The 23,011-nt window shown below is 51.4% G+C and carries 22 protein-coding genes; 8 read left to right on the top strand and 14 right to left on the bottom strand.

What is annotated here, in order from left to right; all coding sequences use genetic code 11:
* Positions 1 to 10: 10 nt before the first annotated feature.
* Together IE117_RS07770 and sucC are read right to left on the bottom strand one after the other, a co-directional pair.
* Complete coding sequence (locus tag IE117_RS07770; protein WP_189563723.1) at positions 11 to 2,200, bottom strand: hypothetical protein; 2,190 nt, start codon at positions 2,198 to 2,200, stop codon at positions 11 to 13.
* A 136-nt stretch (positions 2,201 to 2,336) separates the two neighbouring features.
* On the bottom strand, positions 2,337 to 3,560 hold the full coding sequence (gene sucC, locus IE117_RS07765; RefSeq protein WP_189563722.1) for an ADP-forming succinate--CoA ligase subunit beta: 1,224 nt from the start codon (positions 3,558 to 3,560) through the stop codon (positions 2,337 to 2,339).
* 262 nt (positions 3,561 to 3,822) lie between these two features.
* Between sucC and IE117_RS07760 the strand changes: the two genes are divergently transcribed.
* Positions 3,823 to 4,485: an ABC transporter ATP-binding protein gene (locus IE117_RS07760; protein ID WP_189563721.1), complete on the top strand. Its 663-nt coding sequence runs from the start codon at positions 3,823 to 3,825 to the stop codon at positions 4,483 to 4,485.
* A 323-nt stretch (positions 4,486 to 4,808) separates the two neighbouring features.
* Here the strand turns inward: IE117_RS07760 and IE117_RS07755 are convergent, their stop codons facing one another.
* Positions 4,809 to 5,156, bottom strand: a complete 348-nt coding sequence (locus tag IE117_RS07755) for a VOC family protein (protein ID WP_189563720.1) — start codon at positions 5,154 to 5,156, stop codon at positions 4,809 to 4,811.
* A gap of 24 nt (positions 5,157 to 5,180) precedes the next feature.
* Positions 5,181 to 6,050 (bottom strand): glycoside hydrolase family 16 protein, encoded by an 870-nt coding sequence (locus tag IE117_RS07750; protein WP_229580497.1) that lies wholly within the window; start codon positions 6,048 to 6,050, stop codon positions 5,181 to 5,183.
* Positions 6,051 to 6,252: 202 nt separating this feature from the next.
* Here IE117_RS07750 and IE117_RS07745 point away from each other — a divergent pair, with 202 nt between their 5' ends.
* The 3 genes from IE117_RS07745 to IE117_RS07735 all read left to right on the top strand — a co-directional run bounded on the left by IE117_RS07745 (position 6,253) and on the right by IE117_RS07735 (position 8,576).
* Positions 6,253 to 6,882, top strand: coding sequence for a Cj0371 family chemotaxis-regulating polar lipoprotein (locus IE117_RS07745; protein WP_189563719.1), 630 nt, complete (start codon positions 6,253 to 6,255; stop codon positions 6,880 to 6,882).
* Positions 6,883 to 7,024: 142 nt separating this feature from the next.
* On the top strand, positions 7,025 to 8,197 hold the full coding sequence (locus IE117_RS07740; protein WP_189563718.1) for a glutathionylspermidine synthase family protein: 1,173 nt from the start codon (positions 7,025 to 7,027) through the stop codon (positions 8,195 to 8,197).
* Between the two features lie 7 nt (positions 8,198 to 8,204).
* A complete protein-coding gene (locus IE117_RS07735) occupies positions 8,205 to 8,576 on the top strand; it encodes a glyoxalase (RefSeq protein WP_189563717.1) in 372 nt (123 codons plus the stop codon).
* A 54-nt stretch (positions 8,577 to 8,630) separates the two neighbouring features.
* On the opposite strand, the gene IE117_RS07730 is transcribed toward IE117_RS07735, so the two are convergent.
* The 7 genes from IE117_RS07730 to IE117_RS07700 all read right to left on the bottom strand — a co-directional run bounded on the left by IE117_RS07730 (position 8,631) and on the right by IE117_RS07700 (position 15,862).
* A complete protein-coding gene (locus tag IE117_RS07730; RefSeq protein ID WP_189563716.1) occupies positions 8,631 to 9,311 on the bottom strand; it encodes a zinc metallopeptidase in 681 nt (226 codons plus the stop codon).
* Between the two features lie 82 nt (positions 9,312 to 9,393).
* Positions 9,394 to 9,879 (bottom strand): D-glycero-beta-D-manno-heptose 1-phosphate adenylyltransferase, encoded by a 486-nt coding sequence (gene rfaE2, locus IE117_RS07725; protein WP_189563715.1) that lies wholly within the window; start codon positions 9,877 to 9,879, stop codon positions 9,394 to 9,396.
* Positions 9,876 to 10,925: a lysylphosphatidylglycerol synthase transmembrane domain-containing protein gene (locus tag IE117_RS07720; protein WP_189563714.1), complete on the bottom strand. Its 1,050-nt coding sequence runs from the start codon at positions 10,923 to 10,925 to the stop codon at positions 9,876 to 9,878. Before IE117_RS07720 ends, rfaE2 begins: the two co-directional genes overlap by 4 nt.
* Positions 10,926 to 11,078: 153 nt before the next feature.
* On the bottom strand, positions 11,079 to 11,426 hold the full coding sequence (panD, locus tag IE117_RS07715; protein ID WP_189563713.1) for an aspartate 1-decarboxylase: 348 nt from the start codon (positions 11,424 to 11,426) through the stop codon (positions 11,079 to 11,081).
* 235 nt (positions 11,427 to 11,661) lie between these two features.
* Positions 11,662 to 13,017 carry an ethanolamine ammonia-lyase subunit EutB gene (locus IE117_RS07710; protein ID WP_189563712.1) on the bottom strand — a complete coding sequence of 452 codons (1,356 nt, stop codon included), beginning with the start codon at positions 13,015 to 13,017 and terminating at the stop codon, positions 11,662 to 11,664.
* A gap of 137 nt (positions 13,018 to 13,154) precedes the next feature.
* Entirely contained in the window at positions 13,155 to 13,466 is a 312-nt protein-coding gene (locus IE117_RS07705) for an isoamylase early set domain-containing protein (RefSeq protein WP_189563711.1), read from the bottom strand.
* Positions 13,467 to 13,600: 134 nt separating this feature from the next.
* The gene (locus tag IE117_RS07700) at positions 13,601 to 15,862 is read right to left on the bottom strand and encodes a TonB-dependent receptor (RefSeq protein ID WP_189563710.1); all 2,262 of its coding nucleotides are present in this window, start codon (positions 15,860 to 15,862) and stop codon (positions 13,601 to 13,603) included.
* 191 nt (positions 15,863 to 16,053) lie between these two features.
* Between IE117_RS07700 and IE117_RS07695 the strand changes: the two genes are divergently transcribed.
* Together IE117_RS07695 and IE117_RS07690 are read left to right on the top strand one after the other, a co-directional pair.
* Entirely contained in the window at positions 16,054 to 16,473 is a 420-nt protein-coding gene (locus tag IE117_RS07695; RefSeq protein WP_189563709.1) for a DoxX family protein, read from the top strand.
* A 29-nt stretch (positions 16,474 to 16,502) separates the two neighbouring features.
* A complete protein-coding gene (locus IE117_RS07690; protein ID WP_229580495.1) occupies positions 16,503 to 17,954 on the top strand; it encodes a S41 family peptidase in 1,452 nt (483 codons plus the stop codon).
* A gap of 50 nt (positions 17,955 to 18,004) precedes the next feature.
* On the opposite strand, the gene IE117_RS07685 is transcribed toward IE117_RS07690, so the two are convergent.
* Together IE117_RS07685 and IE117_RS07680 are read right to left on the bottom strand one after the other, a co-directional pair.
* Positions 18,005 to 19,246, bottom strand: coding sequence for an aminotransferase class V-fold PLP-dependent enzyme (locus IE117_RS07685; protein WP_189563707.1), 1,242 nt, complete (start codon positions 19,244 to 19,246; stop codon positions 18,005 to 18,007).
* 40 nt (positions 19,247 to 19,286) lie between these two features.
* Positions 19,287 to 20,795, bottom strand: a complete 1,509-nt coding sequence (locus IE117_RS07680) for a M20/M25/M40 family metallo-hydrolase (RefSeq protein ID WP_189563706.1) — start codon at positions 20,793 to 20,795, stop codon at positions 19,287 to 19,289.
* Positions 20,796 to 20,909: 114 nt separating this feature from the next.
* Here IE117_RS07680 and IE117_RS07675 point away from each other — a divergent pair, with 114 nt between their 5' ends.
* Positions 20,910 to 21,428: a hypothetical protein gene (locus tag IE117_RS07675; RefSeq protein ID WP_189563705.1), complete on the top strand. Its 519-nt coding sequence runs from the start codon at positions 20,910 to 20,912 to the stop codon at positions 21,426 to 21,428.
* An 8-nt stretch (positions 21,429 to 21,436) separates the two neighbouring features.
* On the opposite strand, the gene IE117_RS07670 is transcribed toward IE117_RS07675, so the two are convergent.
* Positions 21,437 to 22,087 (bottom strand): response regulator, encoded by a 651-nt coding sequence (locus IE117_RS07670; protein WP_189563704.1) that lies wholly within the window; start codon positions 22,085 to 22,087, stop codon positions 21,437 to 21,439.
* Between the two features lie 277 nt (positions 22,088 to 22,364).
* On the opposite strand from IE117_RS07670, the gene IE117_RS07665 reads away from it, so the two are divergent.
* Entirely contained in the window at positions 22,365 to 22,994 is a 630-nt protein-coding gene (locus IE117_RS07665) for a M15 family metallopeptidase (RefSeq protein ID WP_229580492.1), read from the top strand.
* Positions 22,995 to 23,011: the final 17 nt, after the last annotated feature.

Genomic DNA, 23,011 nt, shown 5'->3' with positions numbered 1-23,011 from the left:
CCGCGATTCTCTACTTCTTGAACGGCTTCTCCGTAGTCACTTGTTGCTTATACGTGATGCTCCCCGGTTTCCAGTTTTTCACAATACCGTAGTCCTTCTTAACCTCCTCTTTCAGCGCATTTACATCCACCCAACCTACGCGATTGTAGAGTGCAGGCTGGTTTTTTGCGGAGTAGATGGTCGCGTAGTTGTTCCAGTGTCCCTCTGCCCGTTTCAGAAAATCCAGACTTTGCTGTTGATCGGCGGTATGGCTGAGTTTATCGTAGCGAGCCAGGCTGTAGGCTGCGCGGATTTTATTGGCGTAATACAAGCCCACTTCCGCGAAAGCCTCGATGTCGCTCGAAGTCTGCGAGAGTTCGCTCTGGTCGGTGGATGAGAAAGCGGGTAGTTTTTTCAAATGGGTCAGAGCAGTCTGAGCCAATTTTTCCAGCGAATCGGCCACCGAAAGCGGAGAACGCAACGTTTCTGCCGCCTTCGGGTCGTGCAGCCACTGGTCGATCCCGGCAATAGCACTGCCATCCATCGGCTGACGTTTGATGTACTCATCCACGGTATAGAAACTCCGGTACTTGCGGTGGCTGAAATTGGCCTCGGGAAACCACTTCAAATCAATATCGCCCCAAACGAAGCGGGTGATGAACGGAAAAATCATACTGGCGGGTTCCCAGGCTTTCATCAAAGCCGTCGTGTGTGAGCTACCGAACTTTTCCCGGATATTTTCGTCGAAGACCTCTCTGGGTAGCGTTGGGTCGAAGCTGAGCCGCCCCCAGATCATATTGCTGACCCACTGCTTTTTAAAAACCAGCGGCGGGTCTTTCAAGGTGTTTTTATTCAAAAAATCCCGCCCCCACGTATAACCATCCGGGCCCATGTAATAGCCCGCAATTTTATCCACATTGGGGATGGCCCCGATGAACTGCCGGGCAAAATCGACGTTGGCCCAGCGCATGCTGTACACGTCGTCGTTGCGGATCGTGAGCCAGCTTTTATTTTCGTCGGTCAGCAGGTCGAAGGCGGGTAGCGTGAAGGGCGGATTCGGGATTGAGTACATGTGCGCGATGGCGTACTTGATGCTCAGATCCAGGCGGCATTCCAGCCCCTTGAAACTTTCCAGAATATCAGCAAGACCCGTCTGGTGAAATCGGTGAATCAGCCGAAAATCCTCGCGTGGCGCAGCTTTCAGCCCATCGTTGATTCCCTCGCCATAGGTGCGCCACAGCCACTTTTCTTTGCGGTAGTCATTGGTAAGCTTGTTGTCCATGTGCTCGCCCGCCGTAATACCGATGCCTTTGAGCAACGGATACTGCTTCACTAGCTCGCGCACCGCCGCCCGGAAGTAGGCGATCGTTGTATCGTTGGTCTGGTCGTCGGTAATCCCGTGCTTGCCTTCGGCCCCGTAGGTGAATTTATTCCAGGTGAAAATGTAAAATCGGATGCCCCGGTCGTCGGCCATTTGCATGACTTTCCGCCAGAAATCCATTTTTTCCTGAATAGAGATTTTCTTAACTACCTCCACGTCTTCGTAAAGATACGGCCGGTCCCAGCCGTCGGCGTTGTGGGAAAAAGTATCGTCGTACTTCGCCTTCGTACGCCAGACATCATTCAGACCCACCTCGGGGAATTCGGGAATATACACCAGGGATGGGAACGGGTGAAGACTCCACAGCGTCATCACGTTCATGCGATGCCGGGCCATTTCGTCAAAGTACTCCTGCCAAAACTCTTCCTTCCAGACTTCGGGTATATTGGCCTGAGCGGCGTCGCTGGCGTCGGTGTAGCTGGGTGTACGGAGGTCGAGCGGGATGTTGAATTTCAGGCCGCGCTCGGGCAGGTAGGGTTTCTGATCGCTGGCATTCAGCCATCCGGGATGATTGACACGCAGGGCCTCGGCCACATCGAGTCCGCCGTACATCGCCCCAAGAGCGTTACTGGAAAGTACCCACACCTGACTGCCCTTGCGCCGGATGGCGTAGCATTGGTCGGCATCCCATTTGGGGGCAGGCAACTGATTATCGGCACAGACCTTCCTCACCAGGCTCGCGTCGGCGATGAGTTGGACTTGATACTTTCCTAAATGCGGCTTGATTTCGTTTTTGGCAAAGCTGAGCTTAGGGTCATTCTCGGGAAATGATTCAATTTTCTGGGCTTTAAGCCCGTTGAAAATCAGTGAGCAAAGCAGGACAGGCAGGAGTAGTTTCATCGGGCTTAGGAAAATTGTTGCTGAAAGTACCTAAGAACAATTACCAAAGGTTTTACTGCCAGGGGGGGCTGTTTCGTTCAGGCCAAAAAAAAGCGACCCATCGGGTCGCCCTTTTTCATCCTCAATTATTAACTATTTAAGCCTCCATGGCTGCCAGCACTTCTTCTACGCGTTCAGCAGCTTCCTTGAATTCGATAGCCGAATATACTTTCAGTCCTGATTCGTTGATGATACGTGCGCCCTCTTCGGCATTGGTACCCTGCAGGCGAACGATGATCGGGACGGGAATTTCGCCAATGGCCTTGTAGGCTTCCACGACGCCCGCTGCCACACGGTCGCAACGCACAATCCCGCCGAAGATATTGATCAGAATTGCCTTTACATTCGGGTCTTTCAGAATGATACGGAAACCCGCCTCAACCGTTTTGGCGTTCGCTCCACCTCCTACGTCAAGGAAGTTAGCGGGTTCGCCGCCCGAAAGCTTGATAATGTCCATTGTGGCCATAGCCAGCCCGGCGCCATTCACCATGCAGCCTACGTTGCCATCAAGCTTTACGTAGTTGAGGTTATTGGCTCCGGCTTCCACTTCCAGAGGATCTTCCTCGCTGATGTCGCGCATTTCGGCCAGTTCGGGATGGCGGAAGAGCGCATTGTCGTCCAGGTTCACCTTGGCGTCTACGGCCAAAATCTTGTTGTCCGAAGTCTTGAGTACCGGGTTGATCTCGAACATCGAAGCATCGCTTTCGTTATAGGCACGGTAGAGCGCGCTGATGAACTTCACCATTTCTTTGAAAGCCTCTCCTTCCAATCCCAGTGAAAAAGCTACTTTACGAGCCTGAAATCCCTGCAAACCCACGCTGGGGTCAATCCATTCCTTGGTGATTTTTTCGGGGGTGTTCTCCGCCACGTCCTCGATATCCATTCCGCCTTCGGTACTGGCCATAATGACGTTGCAGTTCTTGGCACGATCCAGCAAAATGGAAAGGTAGAACTCCTTGGGCTCCGTGGGTCCAGGATAATACACGTCCTCGGCAATAAGTACCTTGTTGACCTGCTTTCCTTCTTCGCCCGTTTGGTGCGTAACGAGTACTTTTCCCAGCAGATTCTTGGAGATCGTCCGCACATCCTCAACCGATTTGGCCAGGGCCACGCCACGCTGTTCGCCTCCAACGACCTTGCCCTTTCCGCGCCCCCCGGCGTGGATCTGGGATTTCACCACGTACCATTTGGTACCCGTCTGTTCGCTGAGGTTGCGGGCCACTTCCACGGCCTTATCGGGAGTATCGGCCACGATGCCTTCCTGAATGCGGACGCCATATTTTTTGAGAATGCTTTTGCCTTGATATTCGTGAATGTTCATTTTTTTAGTTTAGAGTATAAAGTTTACAGTTAAAAGTATGTTTGTCTACCTGACCGCATCGGATTTTTATAAAAAACTGATGTCTAGAAATTTAGCAAAAGCTGTGAGCCGAAAGCCGGCCACCAAAAGCCAAAACTCGCTGGTATTTCTTAGTTTCACGGCAAATTAGCGAATAATTCAAAACAAGAAGAGGTTTCTTCCGCCTTTTGCAAAATCGAAATCCACCTCTACAAACTCTAAACACTCAACTCCGAACAAAATAATGGCTCTACTCACCGCCACAGACATCGAGCGCAGTTACGGTTCCCTGCAGGTTCTCAAAGGCATAGATCTGCAGATTGAACCCGGCGAAATCGTCGCCATTGTCGGCGCATCGGGGGCGGGCAAAAGTACCCTGCTGCACATCATCGGCACCCTCGACCGCCCCGACAAGGGCAAGGTTATAATCCAGGACACCGAAGTTTCGAAACTAAGCAACAAAGCCCTGGCGCAATTTCGAAACGAGCGCATTGGCTTCGTCTTCCAGTTCCATAATCTGCTGGCTGAGTTTTCGGCTCTGGAAAATGTGTGTATGCCGGGCTTTATCGGCAACCAGCTCAGCGAGAAAAATCTACGGGAGCGTGGCATCGAGCTACTGGAACTACTCGGCCTGGCCGACCGCCTGGACCACCTGCCCTCGCAGTTGTCGGGGGGCGAGCAACAGCGAGTCGCGGTAGCGCGGGCCCTGCTCAACCGCCCCGCCGTCGTACTGGCCGACGAACCCAGCGGAAATCTGGACTCGCACAACGCGGAAGATTTGCACCGGCTTTTCTTCACCCTTCGCGATGAATTGAACCAAACGTTCGTCATCGTGACGCACAACGAACATCTGGCCGAAATGGCCGACCGACGCCTGGTGATGCGGGATGGACTGATGGAGCCGTAGCAGCAATCGAACCGAGTGGTGGGCGAACCTGATTTATCCAGATTGCATTCGTTGAGAAATTCTTCTCAATGAAGCGATTGACTGATAGACTTTTATCCAAAAATCTATCATCAAGACACAAATTCAAAAAACACTTTATGTTAAAAAATCGTTAACATTGCGTGACTTTTGGATGCCGAAGGCGTCCTAAGTCAGAAGTTTTTCATAACGTTGAGTAAATTGAATAGCCGCCCGGATTTTCCGGGCGGCTATTTTGTTTTCGAGCAGGATTGAAAAATCTGTGTATCCGTAACTGGCTTCGTTGAATACATACCAAGGATAGCTCATTTTGAACACACTGAAAGTTCATTGCCATTCGGGTCGGTGAAATGAAATCTCCGTCCGCCCGGAAAGGAGAAAATCGGCTGAACAATCTCGCCCCCAGCGCTTTCCACTTCGATGGCCATTGCCTCCAGATCGTCTGCCCAGATAACTACCAGAGGCTGTGAGGCAGCCAACCCGTCGGTTTGGTAGAACCCGCCCGCCATCTGCCCATCCGAAAAGCTGATGTACTCGGTCCCCCAGTCTTGGAATGTCCAGCCGAAAACTTTACTGTAAAACGATTTGATGGCCGGCAGGTCTTTCGCCGGAAATTCGATATAGCAAATGGCTTTGTTCAGCTCCGGGTTCATGAGATCAGGATTTAAAATGTTTGATTACTTTTTCTCCGTCAATCCGTACACCCGTACATAGTCCACCTCCATGCTTTGCGGGAATATGGTGTTGTCCACGCCTTTCTGTCCTCCCCAGTTTCCGCCAACGGCAATGTTGAGCAACAAAAACTGCTTGCGATCGAATGGCCATTCCTTCCACCCATACAGCCCATCTTTCTGGAAGCGAAAATATTCCTTGCCGTCCACAGCGAAAACAATGAGGTCGGGCTTCCACTCGCAGGAATAAACATGAAATTCCGTGGAGGCCGTCGGTACCAGTATCTCATCGCCCTTGTTGGTACCGATGGAATGATTGAACGCTTTGGTATGAATGTTGGCATGAACCCGGTTCTGGTCGAAGCCCACGTGTTCCATGATATCCATTTCGCCGTTGTCGGGCCAGTATTGGGTTCCGTAGTTACTGTCGGTAGCCAGCGTCCAGATGGCAGGCCAGGTACCCACGCCCGTGGGTAGTTTGGCTCGTACTTCGATTTTCCCGTAAAGGAAATCCCCTTTGCCTTTGGTCAGGAGTCGCGCAGAAGAGTATAATCGTCCCCCGGAGGGTTCTTTGATAGCAGTGATGACAAGGTGGCCGTCTTTTACGTGAGCGTTGGCCAGGTTATCCGTGTAGTTTTGCATTTCGTTGTTTCCCCAGCCACTGCCGCCCAGGTCGTACCCCCATTTGGCAGGATCGGGCTTGCCGCTGTAATCAAATTCATCCTGCCAGACAGGTTTATCCGTGAAAACAAACTCTTTCGGTAATGTTGTCTTTGGATCGAGAACGGCCACCTGAGTGGGCGGGGTCACTTCCTTCCTCTGACACCTGGCAGTGAGTGCAAACATTAGGAACAGCAGAATGGTGACGTAGCGCATGACGAAATAAAATTGATGATAAATAAATAGTGTCTTCTCTGATTCGCGGACAATCCGTATAAACAATTAAGCCCTTAGATCAGTCCTAAGAACCGTAATTAAAATTTTTGCCCCAGGCTGTAAAATCTTTCCTATTTTCGTTTTAAATCTTTCACAGGAAACGCATCCACCAAGCACATCTCCTACCCAAATCCTTTCACTTATGACTCCCCAGCGAAATGGCTCCTTCATCAGGCGGGCCAAAGATATTACCATCAGCAGCACATTGGCGCTGGCAATGCTCGCCAGCGGCGTCGTGCTACCCAGCTGTGAGGGTGGCCAGGATAACGAGGCCGACTACAGCTACGACGAAACTACCTACGCCAAAGGAATTCGCTCCTATATCAAGGAAGTGAGTCCCGGTGAGTTCAAAATTACCGACGAAGAAACCGTGGAATACGACCAGTCGGAAGCCATCGTATCGTACCTCGACGGTACTACCCGCACTCTTAACCCCGATGCTGCCAAGCGGTTGATTGACGAAGAAATCAAGACGCAAAGCGATAGTACCAGTAATAAGGAGGGAGAGCGCCAAAACTACCGCAGCAGTGGACTGTCGAATGTTTTGCTCTACGGAGGCATGGGGTACCTGTTGGGCCGGAATAGCGGTAATAGCTATATGAATAGCTACCGTAACAACAATCAGTCGGGACAGTACTACAGCGATCCGCGCACCTACCAGAAAGCCCAGTCGGCCCGCTCGGCCATGCGCGCCTCCCGTACCGTAACGGCCCGCCCTTCGGGCGGAAGAAGCGGTTTTTTTGGCAGATCACGCAGCAGTAGCGGCGGGTGACCCTGCGGGAAGGAAGCGCCGTTTGAGAGTTGGGTTAAAAGGTCAATGGTTGAACGACTTTCTCGGACTACGCTTTTACTCCTGAAAAATATACCCGCGAACCGTTGGCCGCCACGGGGCGCCCCGCTTTTACCTAAAACCGATGATTCAATTAAGAAACATGCCCCGGCATCCCGAAAAAGCCCTGCACGAGGTAGGCTGGGACTGGATGCTGGGCGAGGATACCCTACCCTACCTGGTTCAGAAGGCCGTATTGGTTTCGGAAGCGGAGGCCAACGCCTTACACGAGGCGGCGCATTCGCTTTACGAAATGCTGGTGGAAGCCGGTCAGTATGCCATCGACCATCATCTTTTGGCTGAGATGGGCATCCCGGCAGCGTTGCACGAGCTGGTCAAACGTTCCTGGGAGGACGATCGTCAGGTGCACCTTTACGGTCGCTTTGATCTGGCCGGGGGCCTCGACGGGCAACCGATCAAACTTATCGAGTTCAACGCCGACACCGCGACTTGCCTGCCCGAAACTGCTGTGGTGCAATGGGCACAACTGAGGGCCAACGGACTCGACGATACCCGCCAGTTCAATACGCTGTATGAAACGCTGGTGGGTCAGTTTAAATATCTGCGTGAGGCCAACGACGACCTCACCCCCAGCTTGTTGCTAACTACACTTCGGGACTACCCTGAGGATGACACCAACGTTGCCCTGCTTACCGAGGCCGCTCAGGAAGCTGGCTTCGACACGGATTTCTGCTATATGGACGAGGTGGAGTTTTCGGCATCGGAAGGGATTTTCAAGCAGGATCCTGCCGACGGTAGTTTCGTTCGGTTCGATTTCTGGTTCAAGCTCGTACCCTGGGAGGCTATTGGTGAGGAGGAGACAGAATTAGCCGCCATCCTCACCGACCTGGTCGTGAATCGGAAAGTATTGATTCTCAATCCAGCCTATACGCTCCTCTTTCAGTCCAAATACATTCTGAAAATTCTCTGGGACATGTACCCCTATCATCCGCTTCTTCTGCAAACCGAGCGTTACGTCTTGCCGCACAAACAGTCGGTGAGCAAGGTACTTTTCGGACGCGAAGGGGCAAACGTGGCTATTTTGGAAAAAGGCGGCACCATACTGGAAAAAGTCGAAGGAGAATATGGAAACCAACGCTGTGTGTATCAGGAATATGTTGATTTCGTGAGCGACGCCGAAGGCTTCCGTTATCAGGCCGGCGTTTTCTACGCGGGTGAACCCTGCGCCTTGGGCTTCCGGCGTGGTGGGCGCATTCTCGACAACACGGCGCAGTTTGTTGGCCATATCATTGAATAATAATTTCATGAATCAGAAAGACAAATGGCTGCTTGCGCTGCGGCCCGAAATCTCTACTTCGCCCGCCCTGAATCTGGCGGAAGAATTTCAAAACAGTGTACTTCGGCCCATTCTGAAATTTCAGCACGAGCGGATCTCGGCTCTATTCCAGGCCCATATTCAAAAGCGGAAAGTCAATCTCTCAGGCATAAGCCTTGAAGCGCGAAAGGATTATGTCGAAGCGGCTTTTCATAAAGACCTTGCCCTGCGCCATCAGCTCATCGGACTGGCTTTGGCATTGATGACCGAAAAGGAGTGGTTGGCGTTTTCCTCAGATAAAGAATTAGCCCGACGACTGAATAACCTGCTGGTCCAGCGGATCCAAAGTACTTTACCATAAAAAAAGCGTGGTCCTCAGTCGAGAACCACGCTTTTTTTAAGCCGACAATTAGCACTAGTCTCTGCGTCCCATGAGCAGGCTCACATAGTACAACAGCGTTGCCAGTGAACCGAGGGCAGCCACAAGGTACGTCCGCGCGGCCCACTTGAGAGCGTCAGCCGCCAGTTCATGTTCACGGGGTGTGACAATTCCGTTGCGATCGATCCAGGCCAGTGCCCGGTTGCTGGCGTCGTACTCGACGGGCAACGTAATGAAGCTGAACAGCGTCGTGAGGGCGAATAAACCCACGCCGATCGCCAGCGGGATGATTGAGGTGTTAATCATTAGAATTCCCGCCAGGATCACCCACTGCATGTAGCGCGAGGATATGGTCAGCACGGGCACCAATTTTGACCGCAATTGCAGCCAAGTGTAAGCCGTGGCATGCTGCACGGCGTGGCCGCACTCGTGGGAGGCTACCGCCGCAGCCGACACACTCCGGCCGTGGTACACGTCGGGGCTTAGGTTAACTGTTTTGTCCTGCGGGTTGTAGTGGTCCGTCAGACGGCCTTCCACCGACAGTACGCGCACATCGAAAATACCGTTTTCGCGCAGCATTTTTTCAGCGATTTCCTTGCCGCTCAGGCCATTGCTCAGGCCGATTTGTGAGTACTCTTCAAATTTCTTCTTTAGCTTCCACTGGACATACATGCTAATGCCCATGACCAGTATACCAATCAAATATGCTCCTGCCATGTCTTTATAGTTTTGACGGGGCAGCCCCCGCTGTTAGTGAATTGTGAATGAGTGGATAAAAAACGATTGACGAACTACCGAATTAATAACTCTTCTTTATTTTTTCAATCATTGACGTGGTCGAATACCCCTTCACGAGCGGTACCGTTTCCACGCTTCCTCCATTGTTTGTTACAAAATCTGCGCCAACGATATTTTCGACGGAGTAATCGTCGCCCTTGACCAAAATGTCAGGTTTCAGAGCTTCAATGAGGGCTTTTGGCGTGGGTTCGTTGAACAAAATGACAGTATCCACAAATACCAGTGCCGCCATCAGCCGGGCGCGGGCATATTCGTCCACGACAGGTCGGCTCGGGCCTTTTAGCCGATTTACCGATGCATCGGTATTTAATCCAAGCACCAGGCGGTCGCCCAGGGCGCGGGCTTTCTCGAGATAGTCGATGTGGCCCAGGTGCACGATGTCGAAGCAGCCATTGGTAAAAACTACCTTTTGGCCGGCACGCTGCCAGTCGGCCACCTTTGTGATTGCCTCGTCGAGTTGCAGTATTTTCGTTTCAGTCGGGGTCATTCTTTCGCTGATTCAACGACGGCGGGCTGCGGTTCGCGCTGCTCCTCCGACTTTTTATTTTTAAATAAAACTACCAGGAATGCCAGGGCGCCAATCGCCAGCATAAACAACATCTGGGTGCCGTGAATGAAAGTCGCCAGCGTCACGCCGTCGGCCTGGGTCAGGCCATAAAGGATCATTACATTGCCAACCAGCAAGTGGTATGCTCCGATCCCACCCTGCGTGGGAGCCGTCATGCCGATGGCCCCAATGACCAGCAACGTCAGTCCGGCCAGTGGTCCGAGGTCGGCCGTTTCAGGAATACAGAAAAAGAGGACGTAGGATACGAGATAGTAAAATACCCAAATCAGCAGGGTACTAAGGATGAACAAACCCGGACTTCGCAATTTTCGGATGCTGAGAACGCCCTCTGCCATACCTTTCAGGAAATCGGCTATTTTCGCGACGAAGGCATTTGCCAAAAGTCTTTCGCGCAAATCTTTGTTTCGCAACACAAAAACTACGGCCAGAATCGCGACAACGACAACTCCTCCCGCTAAAATAAGCAGCAGATTTGGCCCGGCTGATGCATTATTTCCGCTGACTTTTCCCCCAAAAAATTCCAGAAAAAACTGGCTTAGGCGGTCAAATTCAAGTACGAAGTTGAGAGCAATCAAAACCAACAGCGTGAGTACGTCGAAAACGCGCTCCGCCACCACCGTACCGAAGCTAAGATTGACAGGTACTTTCTCCAACTTGAAGAGGGTTCCGCAGCGCGTCACCTCGCCCATGCGCGGTACAATGTAGTTTGCGAAGTAGCCCGTCAGGACTGAGGTAGTGGAATCAAACAGGCTGGGACGGTAACCGAGCGGTTCCAGCAGCATTTGCCAGCGCCAGGCGCGGGTAACGTGCGCCATCAGCAACAGTGCGCACGACAGCGCAATCCAGCGCCAATCGGCCGCCTGCAACCGCTCCCACATTGTCGCCAGATCCATGTCCTTGAACACGAACCAGAGCAATCCGCCCGCCAGAAGGAGGGAAATTGCGTATTTGAGGGTGTTGTTCATTTTTTTATTTAGTTGTCGAGATGTTTAGTCGTTTGGCTCAGCAACGTATTTTTCAAATTTTATCCCTTGAAATTCATTTATGGTTATCTGAAAAATCTCGGCAATTTATTTGTAGATCACCTTGAAAGTCAAAACCTCTAAACGACTCCACAACTAAACAATCATATTACCCTCTCCCGGAAATACTACCCTGGGTTTGAAGGTCTTCGACTCTTCCTCAGACATACTACCGTAGGCGATGATAATGACCACGTCGCCGACCTGCGCCTTGCGGGCGGCCGCCCCATTGAGGCAGACGATGCCCGAGCCCCGCTCGCCCTTGATAGCGTAGGTTACGAGCCGCTCGCCGTTATTGTTGTTTACGACGTGAACCTGTTCGTTTTCAATAATTCCCACCGCATCCAGCAAATCCTCGTCAATAGTGATGCTGCCGACATAGTTCAGCTCGGCCTGCGTCACCTTCACGCGGTGTATTTTGGACTTCATCAGGGTGATTTGCATGATAATTAAATCTGGAATCTTGTTCTGCGCGCTTCTGGCGCTAAAAATCCGCCAAAGTTACGCCTAATATTTACCGCTCCCAAAACACGGCCGCAAGCCCGCTGGTTCAGAAACGGAAAGTTTATGAATAAACGCCTGATGATTAGTAACGCCGGTTTTGAGGATAATTGCACTCTGAAATAAACGCTTCCCGGCTGGCCATTCAATTAACGACCTCTTTCATCGGGTAGTCACGTTAGTGTAACAACCGCCCGAAATTCTCCATGGTCAGTTGTCCGCTATCCATTAGCGAAGCAATCCACGACTCAAACTCCGGTGCGGGGCGCAGTCCGAGCACATCCCGCAGGTAGAGCGCATCATGAAAGGAGGTACTTTGATAGTGCAGCATCACATCGTCTCCTCCCGGTACGCCCATGATAAAATTTGCCCCGGCCACGCCCATTAGTGTGAGCAAGGTATCCATGTCGTCCTGATCGGCCTCGGCGTGGTTGGTGTAGCAGATATCGATGCCCATCGGCAAACCCAGTAGTTTACCACAAAAAACATCCTCCAATCCCGCCCGGATGATTTGCTTGCCATCGTACAGGTATTCCGGACCAATAAACCCCACCACGGTGTTGACCAGCAGCGGATTGAATGCCCGCGCCACGGCGTAGGCCCTGGCTTCACAAGTTTGTTGGTCCAGGCCGTGATGAGCGTTAGCCGACAGAGCCGCCCCCTGCCCGGTTTCAAAGTACATGAGGTTGTGGCCAATCGTTCCTCTTTTCAGCGATAGGCCCGCTTCGTGCGCTTCTTTGAGCAAAGCCAGATTTATTCCGAATGATTTGTTGAGTGCCTCGGTACCGCCGATGGACTGGAAGACCAGATCCACAGGGGCCTTTTGTTCAATAAGTTGCAGCGTGGTAGTTACGTGGCTCAGGACGCAGCTTTGGGTCGGGATGTCAAAACGCTGGCGAATGCTATCAATCATTTCCAGCAGACTGCCCACGGTGGCCACGTGGTCGGTGGCGGGATTGATGCCAATCACGGCATCACCACTGCCGTAAAGGAGTCCGTCTACAATGGAGGCGGCCACACCTTTGTAGTCGTCGGCGGGGTGGTTGGGTTGCAGGCGGGTAGAGAGCCGCCCCTTGAGTCCGATGGTATTCCTGAATTTGGTAATGATTTCGCACTTGGCCGCAACTGTGACCAAATCCTGTACCCGCATCAGTTTACTGACCGCCGCCACCATTTCGGGGGTAAGGCCGGGGGCTAGTTGGCAAAGGCCGGCTGTGGTCGTTTTTTCCGAGAGCAGATAGTCCCGGAATTCACCAACGGTCAGCGAGCGGACGGGTTTAAAGGCATCGACATCATGGGTATCTACAATCAGCCGGGTGACTTCATCGCACTCGTAGGGAATGAGAAGTTCGGTAAGAAAGGTACGTAACGGCAAATCAGCCAGGGCGAGTTGCGCAGCTACCCTTTCTTCGTAGCTCCGGGCGGCTATGCCCGCGAGCAGATCGCCAGAGCGGCGTGGAGAAGCTTTTGCCAAAAGCGTTCTGAGATCCTCAAACTGATAAGTAAAGCCTCGAATGGTTTGGCGGTAGGGCATCTGTGGACAACAGGCTTGACTTATTTCACGATATCAGGGGTTGAATGTACATAAAAAAAAGGCTGATAATTCTTTTTGCACAAAAAAAAGCGGCAGAAACTACTTTCTGCCGCTTTTTCATAATGTCTTTCGCGATTTTACAAAATCACTACCGAATTCTCGTCATTAGAACCTTCGGCGGGAACATACTTGTCGGCTTCCCAGTCATTCTCCCACTTTTCGCCGTCCAACAGGTAGCGGAACTGATACTCGCGACCCGGCTCCAACTCTACGATCGCCTTGTAAGATCCGTCTTTCTGCTTTTTCAGCGAAGTGGCCTCCGAAGGATCCCATCCGTTGAAATCGCCCAATACCGTCACTTTCTTAGTATCGGCAACTGCCTCAGCCGGCAGCGAAAATGTCACTTTGCAGATGTTTTTGCTTTTCAAATAATTTTTTACCAAAGCCATAGTAATAATAGGTTTTGTTGATTGACCCGGCAAAGGTAAAAAACATTATTTTTAATACAATGATTTTCAGCCAAATAAATTTATCACCACTTGAAATAATTATAACCCTACCATTTTTTTTCGGGATAGTACAATTACCGAATTTGATACCGAAAGCCTAAAAAGCCCCGTATTCCCTGATTGGGCGCATATACGTAACTGGGGTCGAAAGTCAAGCCGTATGGATTGGCGGGAGTGGCTACCACCTGCCCCAATGCATCGAATTGCACATTTTTATCGAACGGATCGTGAGGTCGGGCAATGGAATTTGCGGGCGGCCGGAAGTTCAGCAGGTTCTTAACGCCACCATAAATTTCGGCGCGGGTACCTAGTTTTTTGGTGAACTGAACATTTTGCAACGACCACACGGGCGAATACTCGGCACGCGGATCGGTATCGCTGAGCAGGGGCAACCTCATGGGACCGTATACATTACCCGTATAGTCTACTGTCAGCCCGGCGCGGGCAAAATCGTAGGTAAGGGCCCAGGTACCCATGAAACGCTCGGTCAGGATGGGGCGGATTCTGATGCCGTTTCGTACCTGCACATTATCCATAAGCGTGGCACCCGCCACAATCTTGAGCGGGGCATAAAGGTTCACGTCCAGGTTCAGACTAACGCCCTTGGATTCGGCGTAGCCATCGAGGTTATCATAAATAATCTGATTGGGGTTGGTATCATAGTCTGGCAGGATCCGGTTGCTGAACCTGGTATAAAAAAGTGACGCGTCCAGACCCACAAACGAGTTCCCCGTTACTATTTTTTTAACAAAATTCACGTTCGCGTTCCAGCTTTGCTCGGGTTTGAGCGCGCTTTTCACAACTACCTCCCGCGCTCCGGTAAGTGCGGCATGCTCTTCGGTAAACAGGTTGACTACGCGATAGCCGCGCCCAACGTTCAGGCGTAAGGCGTCGGTTTTATTGAGGCTTAGCTTGTAAGCCACGCGGGGCGTGAAAATATTGCCATGCCGGGAATTGTAGTCATACCTCGCGCCGAGCAACAGGCTATGAGCCCCATTCTTTATTTCATCCTGCACGAAAATCCCGGGCAGGAATATACGGTCGGGACGGTTTCCGGTCACTTCCGAGTATGTACCGGTCGTGTTGTCATCATAATAGGTATAGCGCAGTGGCAGGCCAGCCAGCAGATTGTGTTTGCCCGCCTGCTTGTCCCACAGCAGTTGTCCGAACGCAATGCGTTGGGTGGCCACATAGGGTGTAGTACCGTAGTAGGAGTTCTGGGCGTGGGAGTTGAGCGAATACTGAAAGGTGAGTTTCTCCGTCGTCGGAAGCTCGTACAAACCAACGGCCTCGAAGCGCTGGGTATAGATACTCTCGCCATAGACCCGGTCGCCGCCGCGCTCAGCGGGTGAGTAGTTCATTTGGCCACCCCAGCGGTCTTCGTAAAAATAGCGGACCGCCAGCGATGCGGCACGGTTCTGCGGACGTCTCACCGACCATTTGTTAAAAACCGAAATCCGGTGCTGCAAAGTCAGGTCTGTAAAACCATCCCCATTATTGTCGACCGGGTTTTGGTAATTGAAGTAGTTCACGCCGAGTAAGGAGGCAACTCTTTCACCCGCGTTGAATTTAAAGCCCAGGTCCACGTTCAAGTCGCGCCAATTGCTGCTGAACACATCCGCCGAGAAGGTCGGTGCCTTACTGACGTTTTTGGTAATAATATTGATCAGTCCTCCCACCGCCTCGGAACCGTAAAGTGTGGAGGCCGGCCCCTTCACTACTTCCACGCGCTCGATAAGGCTATTGGGAATCCCAACTAGGCCGTAAACCGTAGAAAGTCCGCTCACTATGGGTGTTCCATCCAGCAAAACCATGGTATAAGGCCCTTCCAGACCATTTATGTGAATGTCGCCCGTATTGCAGACGTTGCAGTTCAATTGCGGACGTACGCCATTGACGTAAGTAAGAGCCTCAAATATGCTTGGAACCGGATTTTTGTACAAAAACTTCTGCGTGATGATATCCACCGGAACGGGGCTATCGAGTTTCGATACCTCTTTCATGGTACCCGTCACCACAACCTCATCGAGTTGATCGGTAGCTTCCTGCAAGGATATGGCAAGGAGCTTTGTCTCACCAGAACCCAGCGTGATGCTTTGCTGATAAGATTTGTATCCCATCGCCGAGATCAGGACGTTGTGTTTTCCGGCGGGGATTGAGCCTAAGGTGAATTTTCCGGTGGAATCGGCAGTAGTGCCAAAAGCAGTCCCCTGAACGGCAATGCTGGCAAACTCAACAGGTTGCCCATTATGGTTAACGGTTCCTTCAAGCATATTCTGAGCGTAAGCTGTTAGATTACAGACAGAAAGTACCGTCAAAAGTATTTTTTTTAACATCTCATAATTTTTATTCAGCCAATCATTATTCTTTTTCACAACACAAAGGTAGTTTATATTAATATTGTGCCAAAATAATTTTTAGACTAGACTAAATTTTGTTCTGATAGAATCACGATGCATTTTTGGAAAGAATTTCATAATCTCCGGCTCAGCCTCCCGTTAATCATTCTTTTTACTAATCTCTGCTTATGTCGAACAACTTCTTCAAACCCACCATTCTCTCTGTCAACGCCAATCTGGGCGTTCTTTTTCTGCGCGTAGGATTTGGACTGATGATGATTGCGGGCCACGGATTTCCCAAGCTTCAGAGATACCTAAGCGGCGACCACGGCTTCGGCAACCCGATCGGGCTTGGTGAAGAACCATCGCTCCTGCTGGCTATTTTTGCCGAATTTGTGTGTTCACTGCTGTTGGTCGTGGGGCTATTCACCCGCGCAGCCCTGGTACCATTGGTGATTACGATGCTGGTAGCACTCTTTATTGTACATGGCGGCGACCCATTGAATAAGCAGGAGCTACCAGTGCTCTTCACATTGGCTTTCATTACGTTGTTCCTGACAGGGCCGGGGAAGTATTCGCTGGATCAAATGGCATTTGGCAGCAAGTGAGAAACACCCGGGTCAATCTATTTCTTCTATTGCTGCTCGTAAGCGCGGCCTGCAGCCGCAAGGCTCAGCAGGCCCCGACGCTGACTCGTCAGGAAATGCGCCAGGACATCGCTTTTCTCAATAAAAAATTGAGTAGCTGGTATCCGGGGCTGGGCTACTATAACTCAGAAGCGGCGTATGAAAACCTCCGGGATTCTCTGGTTGCCGGGCTGCCGGATTCGCTGACCAACCGTGATTTTTTCCGACGCATCGCACCGCTCATCAATAGCCAGAAAGACGGGCACATGAACCTCGGTCAACCCAAAAGAAGTACCGATAAAAACACGCCTTATCTGCCTTTTGTAATTCGGGAAGTGGGCGGGAAGTATTATGTCGCCTACAATACCTCGGCGGATTCTACCATTCGACGGGGTACGGAACTGCTGTCCATAGAAGGAGAGCCGATGGCTTATTTGCACGAGCTACTTGCCGATAATTTTCGGGCCGGAGCAGACGCCGACATTCCTACGGGGCGCATGTTCCGTACGCTGGTTGCTTTTCCGGGCCGTTATGCCGCCTGGTTTGGTGTAAAAGACTCACTGCTCGTCAGCTACGTGCGCGTGGATACGGCAGCGGTGAGTACAGGCGACACCCTGCAAAAGTACGTACACAGCCAGACGAGCAAAGTTTCGAACCAATACCTTAAAAAACGCTATCCGAAAGATATCCGAATCACAAAGAACCTGGCGCTTAGCAAACTAGACAGTACTATCAACGGAGCCGTACTGGATGTTACAACCTTCTCCAAATTCAAGAAAGGGGATCCTCTCAATCTGAAATTCAAGCGCAAATTGCGGCAGGCTTTCCGCAAAATCAAGGAGAAAAACTACCAGAATCTGGTCATAGACCTGCGAGGGAATGGCGGCGGGGCAATCGTCAATTCAGGAAGGCTGCTTTCGTACTTATTGCCTGAACCATTTTCGGTTTTCAGAGAATCCACCCTTAAACCAGGGGCCGTTTTCCCCTATGTCACGATGGATCTCAATCCCATTAGCCCGGTGGCCTTTTTCCTTACACACCACCATGATCGCACCACCGGACTATGGCGCAGCAATACGTCCAGAAAAAAGGACTTCAAACCAGCCAGGAAGTATGGGTACCGGGAAAACCTGTACTTCCTGGTCAATGGGGCTACTTTCTCTGCCTCGGTGTCGGTATTGGCCCACGCGCGCAATCAAGGTATTGGCACGCTCGTGGGAGAATCGCCCGGTGGTGCCTACTGGGGCGATTTTGCGGCTCGCTTCAGGGTAATCAAACTACCCAATTCAAAATTTCGTGTCCGGATTCCGCTCAAAACGCTCTATCACGATATAAAACCCGCCGATGATCCGGAAATAAAGCCCGACTACCCACTCAGCCGCCGTTATGAAGATATCGTCACCCCGGGCCGAGATTTCGGGATGGAATTTGTCAAGGTACTTATTCGGGATAGTAGTAAATAAAATTTTACACAAGAATGACTCAGCTTGAAAATCGAATTTCTGTGTCGAATCTATCCAAGCATTTCCCTTAAACCGGCTACGCACCGCTCTACTTCTTCCCGCGTGTTGTAATGCGAAAGACTGATTCGCAGCACCCCGTCATTCAAGTCTTCTACACCCATCGCTTGCAACAATCGGTAAGCGTAGAAATGGCCATTTTTGGCCGCAATATCATAGTTCACCAATCCATCGGCCAGCTTTTTTGAGGCGACTACGGATGATGCAAGCGCAATATTGGCTTCGCGTTTCTCAATGTTTTTTCGGCCCAGGATTCGCACTGGCAACTCACTCAGATTTTCCAGCAGCAGATTGCAAAGTTCGTTTTCGTGTCGGTTCATCAACTTTGCCACGACGCGGGCTTTTTGGTGTAAGGGCAGGTTTTCGCTCCCGGCAAAATGATGGTCGTGCAGCGCGGAGAAATAATCGCCAATGCCGGCCAGGGCAGCGATAGCGGCATGGTCTGGTCCGGCGGAGTCAAGGCGTTTGTTGAGGTATGGAATGTTGAAAAAATGACATTGCGGAGCCAACAGTTCGAGAAAATCTTCCCGCACCACCATCACCCCCATGTGGGTTCCATAGGTTTTATAGGTACTGAACACATAAGCATCCGCCCCAAGTGAATCGAGGTCGGGCCAGCAGTGCGGGGCGTAGGACACGCCATCCACGATGAGTTTTGCGCCAATCCGATGCACCAATCCGGCTATTTCGCGAATCGGGTTGATGGTGCCAATGATGTTGGAGCTGTGTGTAACGGCAACCACTGCGGTCTTATCGGTGAGTAGTTTTTCCAAATCTGCCAGCGCCAGTTCACCGCTTTCGGGATCAACCGGCCAGATTTTCAGCATTGCGCCCTGTTGCTGGCACAGGCGCTCCCAACCGCCAATGTTCGATTCATGGTCTTGCTCAGAGACAATAACCTCGCTGTCCTTACTTACCAAGGGGGTACAGGCAATGGATAATGTGTTGAAGCATTGGGTGGATGACGCTCCCAGCGTAACCAGGTCAGCCGACACGTTCAGTAACTCAGCCATCGTGCGCCGCCCCAAATCCATGGCTTCTCCTGCCTTGTTGGACAGCGGATTGGCACCATATGGCTGTACTTTATAATTGGTATAGAAATCGGTCAGGCGATCAATGACGGCCCCCGCCACGTAGCTGCCACCCGCGTTGTCGAGAAAGCCGATTTTCTGGCCCAGTTCCGTTTTGAAAACAGGGAATTGCTGGCGGACGAAATCAAGGTCGAGCTGTTTCATGAAGTTATTTGCAAAGCGTATTATTTTAATAATCTGTTAGTTAAAGCTTCTCCGTAAGCACGGCTAAGCACATTTTAATGCCTTCCCGAAAATTGCCTATCCTGATATTTTCGTTCGGGCCGTGAATGTTGTTATCAGGATTGGGGATACGAATGGATACAGCAGGTAGTTCGAGCGTTTCTATGAAAGTGGCCATCGGCTGCGAGCCACCGGTGGCCCTGATGTTCACGTGCTTTTCCACGGCGCGAGTCATGGCTTTATCCAGCCAATGCCCAATGTCAGAATCAATGTCCGTGCGGAACGGCTTGGTTCCGATCCGGTAGTCAAAGGATGCCAGCAAAGGGTACTTTGCCCGCTCGGCGTCAGTTGGCACAGACCTGGTCAGGGTCACGCCCTGTGCCTCAATGTGCTTCCTCACCAAATCCACCATGCGTTGACCTTCGGTCTCGGGTACCAATCGGATGTCGATTTCGGCCACGGCAGTGGAGGGTATAATGGTCCTGACCTCCTTCCCTACCCAGCCCGACCGCATCCCGCGTACGTTCAGACTCGGAAACTGCATGGACTCTTCATAGGTTTCACCTACTTTTTCGGCCTGATTGATGCCCAGTCGCTGGTCAAGTTCCGGCAAGTCTTCGGGAATGGCGGCGAATATTTTTTTGTCGGCGTCGCTGATTTTTATCCCTTCGTAAAAGCCGTCAATCAGCACACGTCCGTCTTTATCCTTCATACTGGCCAAAATCCGCGCCAGGGCAAAGGCGGGGTTGGGGGCGTAGTTGCCGTATTGCCCACTGTGCAAATTCTCTTTTGCGCCGAATACCGTCAACGTAATCGTAGCGATCCCCCGGGCGCCAAAAGTCAGCGTGGGAAGATTAGAAATGTGGCGTGTTCCGTCCATGATGAGCAGACGGTCGGCGGCCAGTAGTTCGCGGTGGTCCTGCACGAGTTGGGCAATGGTCGGAGAGCTCATTTCTTCCTGAAAATCCATGATGACCTTGATATTAAAATCTGCCGCGACGCCTTTTTCCTGCATGATTTTCAGGGCAGTCATGAAGCAGGAAGCCGGGCCTTTGGAGTCGGAAGCCGAGCGGGCAAATATTTTGTCATCAGGATCGATAGCCGTATCCAGCGATTTCCAATCGACCAGCTTACCGTTCTTGTCCTTAATAACCGCTCGAAACGGGCTGGGCTGATTCCAGGCCGAGGAATCGACGGGTTGTCCGTCGATTTGCAAATAAAACAGGACGCTTTTTTTGTTAGGATCGATGACTTTTTGGGCATAAAGATGCGAAACACCCCTGGAAACAATTTTTTGAGTTTCAAAGCCCAGGTCTGTGAATGCCTTATCGCACCACCGCAGATTAGCGTCGATTTGCTCAGGGTACCCTCCGTCGTTGGGTAGAGCTAAAAAATCCCGGAAGGTGAGTAAACTACCTTTCAGGGATTGGTCCACGCTGGCTTCGATTTGTGGCTTCGTCATACTCTGGGAAAGTACGGCAGGCGAAGCGATTGCGAAAAAAATCAGGAGCAGAGTAGCGGAATTTTTCATTGGGCACGGGTAAAATGGCGGGTAAAGATAACCGCTTACTAATTAGAGCCAATTCCAATTGGCAAAACTCCTCGTTTCCATTAATTTACCCTTTTCAGCTCCAAACCCTCGATCATGGAAGACATTCCCTACACCCCTTCCTGGCCGGCCGATAGCCGTACGGCCCAAGTGTTGCCCTTGTCCGCCGAAGATATAGCCTACCTTCAGGCCCGGAAGAAAAAGCTTGGCTCGGGCATGAAAATCGCGGCCATTGGCATCATCGGCATTCTTTTTTTTCGGTTCGTCATCAAAGACTCCGACCCCGGACTGATCGTCGGTTTCGGTATTTTGGCGGTGCTGGGCATCGGTCTGTTCTGGTACTTGTTTGCCAGGCGGATCAATAAAACTCTCGACAAAAACACCAAACACGTGGGCCGGGCCCGCATCGCTCAAAAAGTCAGCAACTTCAACGCCGACACCGGCACTTCGACCCTCTCGCTGATACTGGACTGGGAATTCAAGGACAAGCTGGCCAAAGTGTATCCGACGGATAAGGTTTACAATCAACTCACCGAAGGTGAACTCGTGGAAATTCAGGTCGCGACTTTCAACAAACTAGTTCTGGCCGTCAGAAAACCTTCCACACTTTTTTGAAAATCCCGTTAAACAATCTTGTTCCTGATCGCGAAGCGCGTCAGGGCCACGACTGAGTGAATGTCGAGTTTTTTGAAAATATTCCGGCGGTGTGTCTCGACGGTACTTGGAGAGATGAACAATTGATCGGCAATATCCTGGCTCGATACTTCACTGGCAATCAACCGGACAATTTCGATTTCCCGCTTGCTCAGCGACTGGATGCTATCGGGCGTTTCGTGGCCATTCGGAGTGGCTTCGTTTTCGATCTGGGCCAGCTGCCGATGAACTTCCTCGGTGAAGTACCTGGCACCATCGGCTACGGACAAGATCGCCTTCTCGAGTTCCTTCTTGGTGGCCCTCTTCAACACGTAGCCCCACACGCCCGCCTGCATGGCTGAGCGGATGGTTTCCGGCTCCTCTTCCATTGTAAGCAGAATGAGCTTCGTGGCGGGATAATGCTCCCGGAGCCGTAAAGCCAGTTCAATGCCACTGAGCTCGGGCATGTGCATGTCTGACAATACAATATCCACGGGCAGGTGGGTCAGTTTATCCAGCACTTCCAATCCATTGGTGGCGGTGGCCAGGACGTTGACGCGTTCCAGCGATGCAATCATCATCGCCAGGCTATCCAGTACTACTTCGTGATCGTCAGCCAGCAGCACACTTATTTCTTTCATAAATCCACGGTCGAGTAATGGGCGAAGATAGCAAGACTGAGTGTTTAATCCAGTACAATGCCCGACTGGCCGTTTTTCGTTTCTGGAAGATATTCCGGTAATTTACTGGAAATGCTTCAGAGCGAAAGACCTTTGCTGAATAACCCGTATGTTCTTTATGAAAAAAAATAGTTTGATTTTTCTTCTGATTCTTTGGGGAAACTGTGCTTGCCAGAGCTCTTCAAAAAATGTAGAAAGGCCGGATAGCCCGATACATACAGTCGCCACCGTCGATTCGGTGCCCCCTCCACCCCAGATTCCCGCCCTGGAACAGCAGATGATCAAGCAGGGACTGGTCAATGTGCAGACGGTCGATTCTACTATTGCCGTAGAATTGAAGTATTCAACCACTGACAATTTTGTAAAAAAAGATGTGTACGGCGATTTAGAGAACGCCTATCTGCAACCAGACATCGCTAAAAAACTGGCCAAGGCCAGTGCCTCCCTGCGAAAAGCTCATCCCGGCTACCGGCTGCTCATCTACGACGCTGCCCGCCCCAATTCGGTACAATATATACTTTGGGATGCCCTGGATGTCCCCCTACGGCAAAAACCCCAGTACGTCGCCGACCCAAAGATTGGCTCGATTCACAACTTCGGCTGCGCCGTGGATCTGACGGTGGCCAATGAAAAAGGGGCTCCCCTGGATATGGGAACCCCCTACGATTTCTTCGGTCCGCTGGCTTACCCGCGCATGGAGTCACAAATGCTGGCCCAGGGCAAGCTCAGCAGGAAGCAGTTGGCCAATCGCCAAATTCTGCGCCAGGCCATGACGCAGGCTGGCTTTCGGCAAAATACAACCGAGTGGTGGCACTACGACGGGATGTCGCGCAATAGCGCCAGGGCAAAGTACGGAATGATAAAATGATTTTCTTATGGTACGGC

Source organism: Persicitalea jodogahamensis (genome assembly GCF_014651615.1).
GTDB classification, from domain to species: domain Bacteria; phylum Bacteroidota; class Bacteroidia; order Cytophagales; family Spirosomataceae; genus Persicitalea; species Persicitalea jodogahamensis.
Note: the sequence above shows the minus strand (reverse complement) of the source record. Positions and strands in the feature narration are given on the sequence as shown.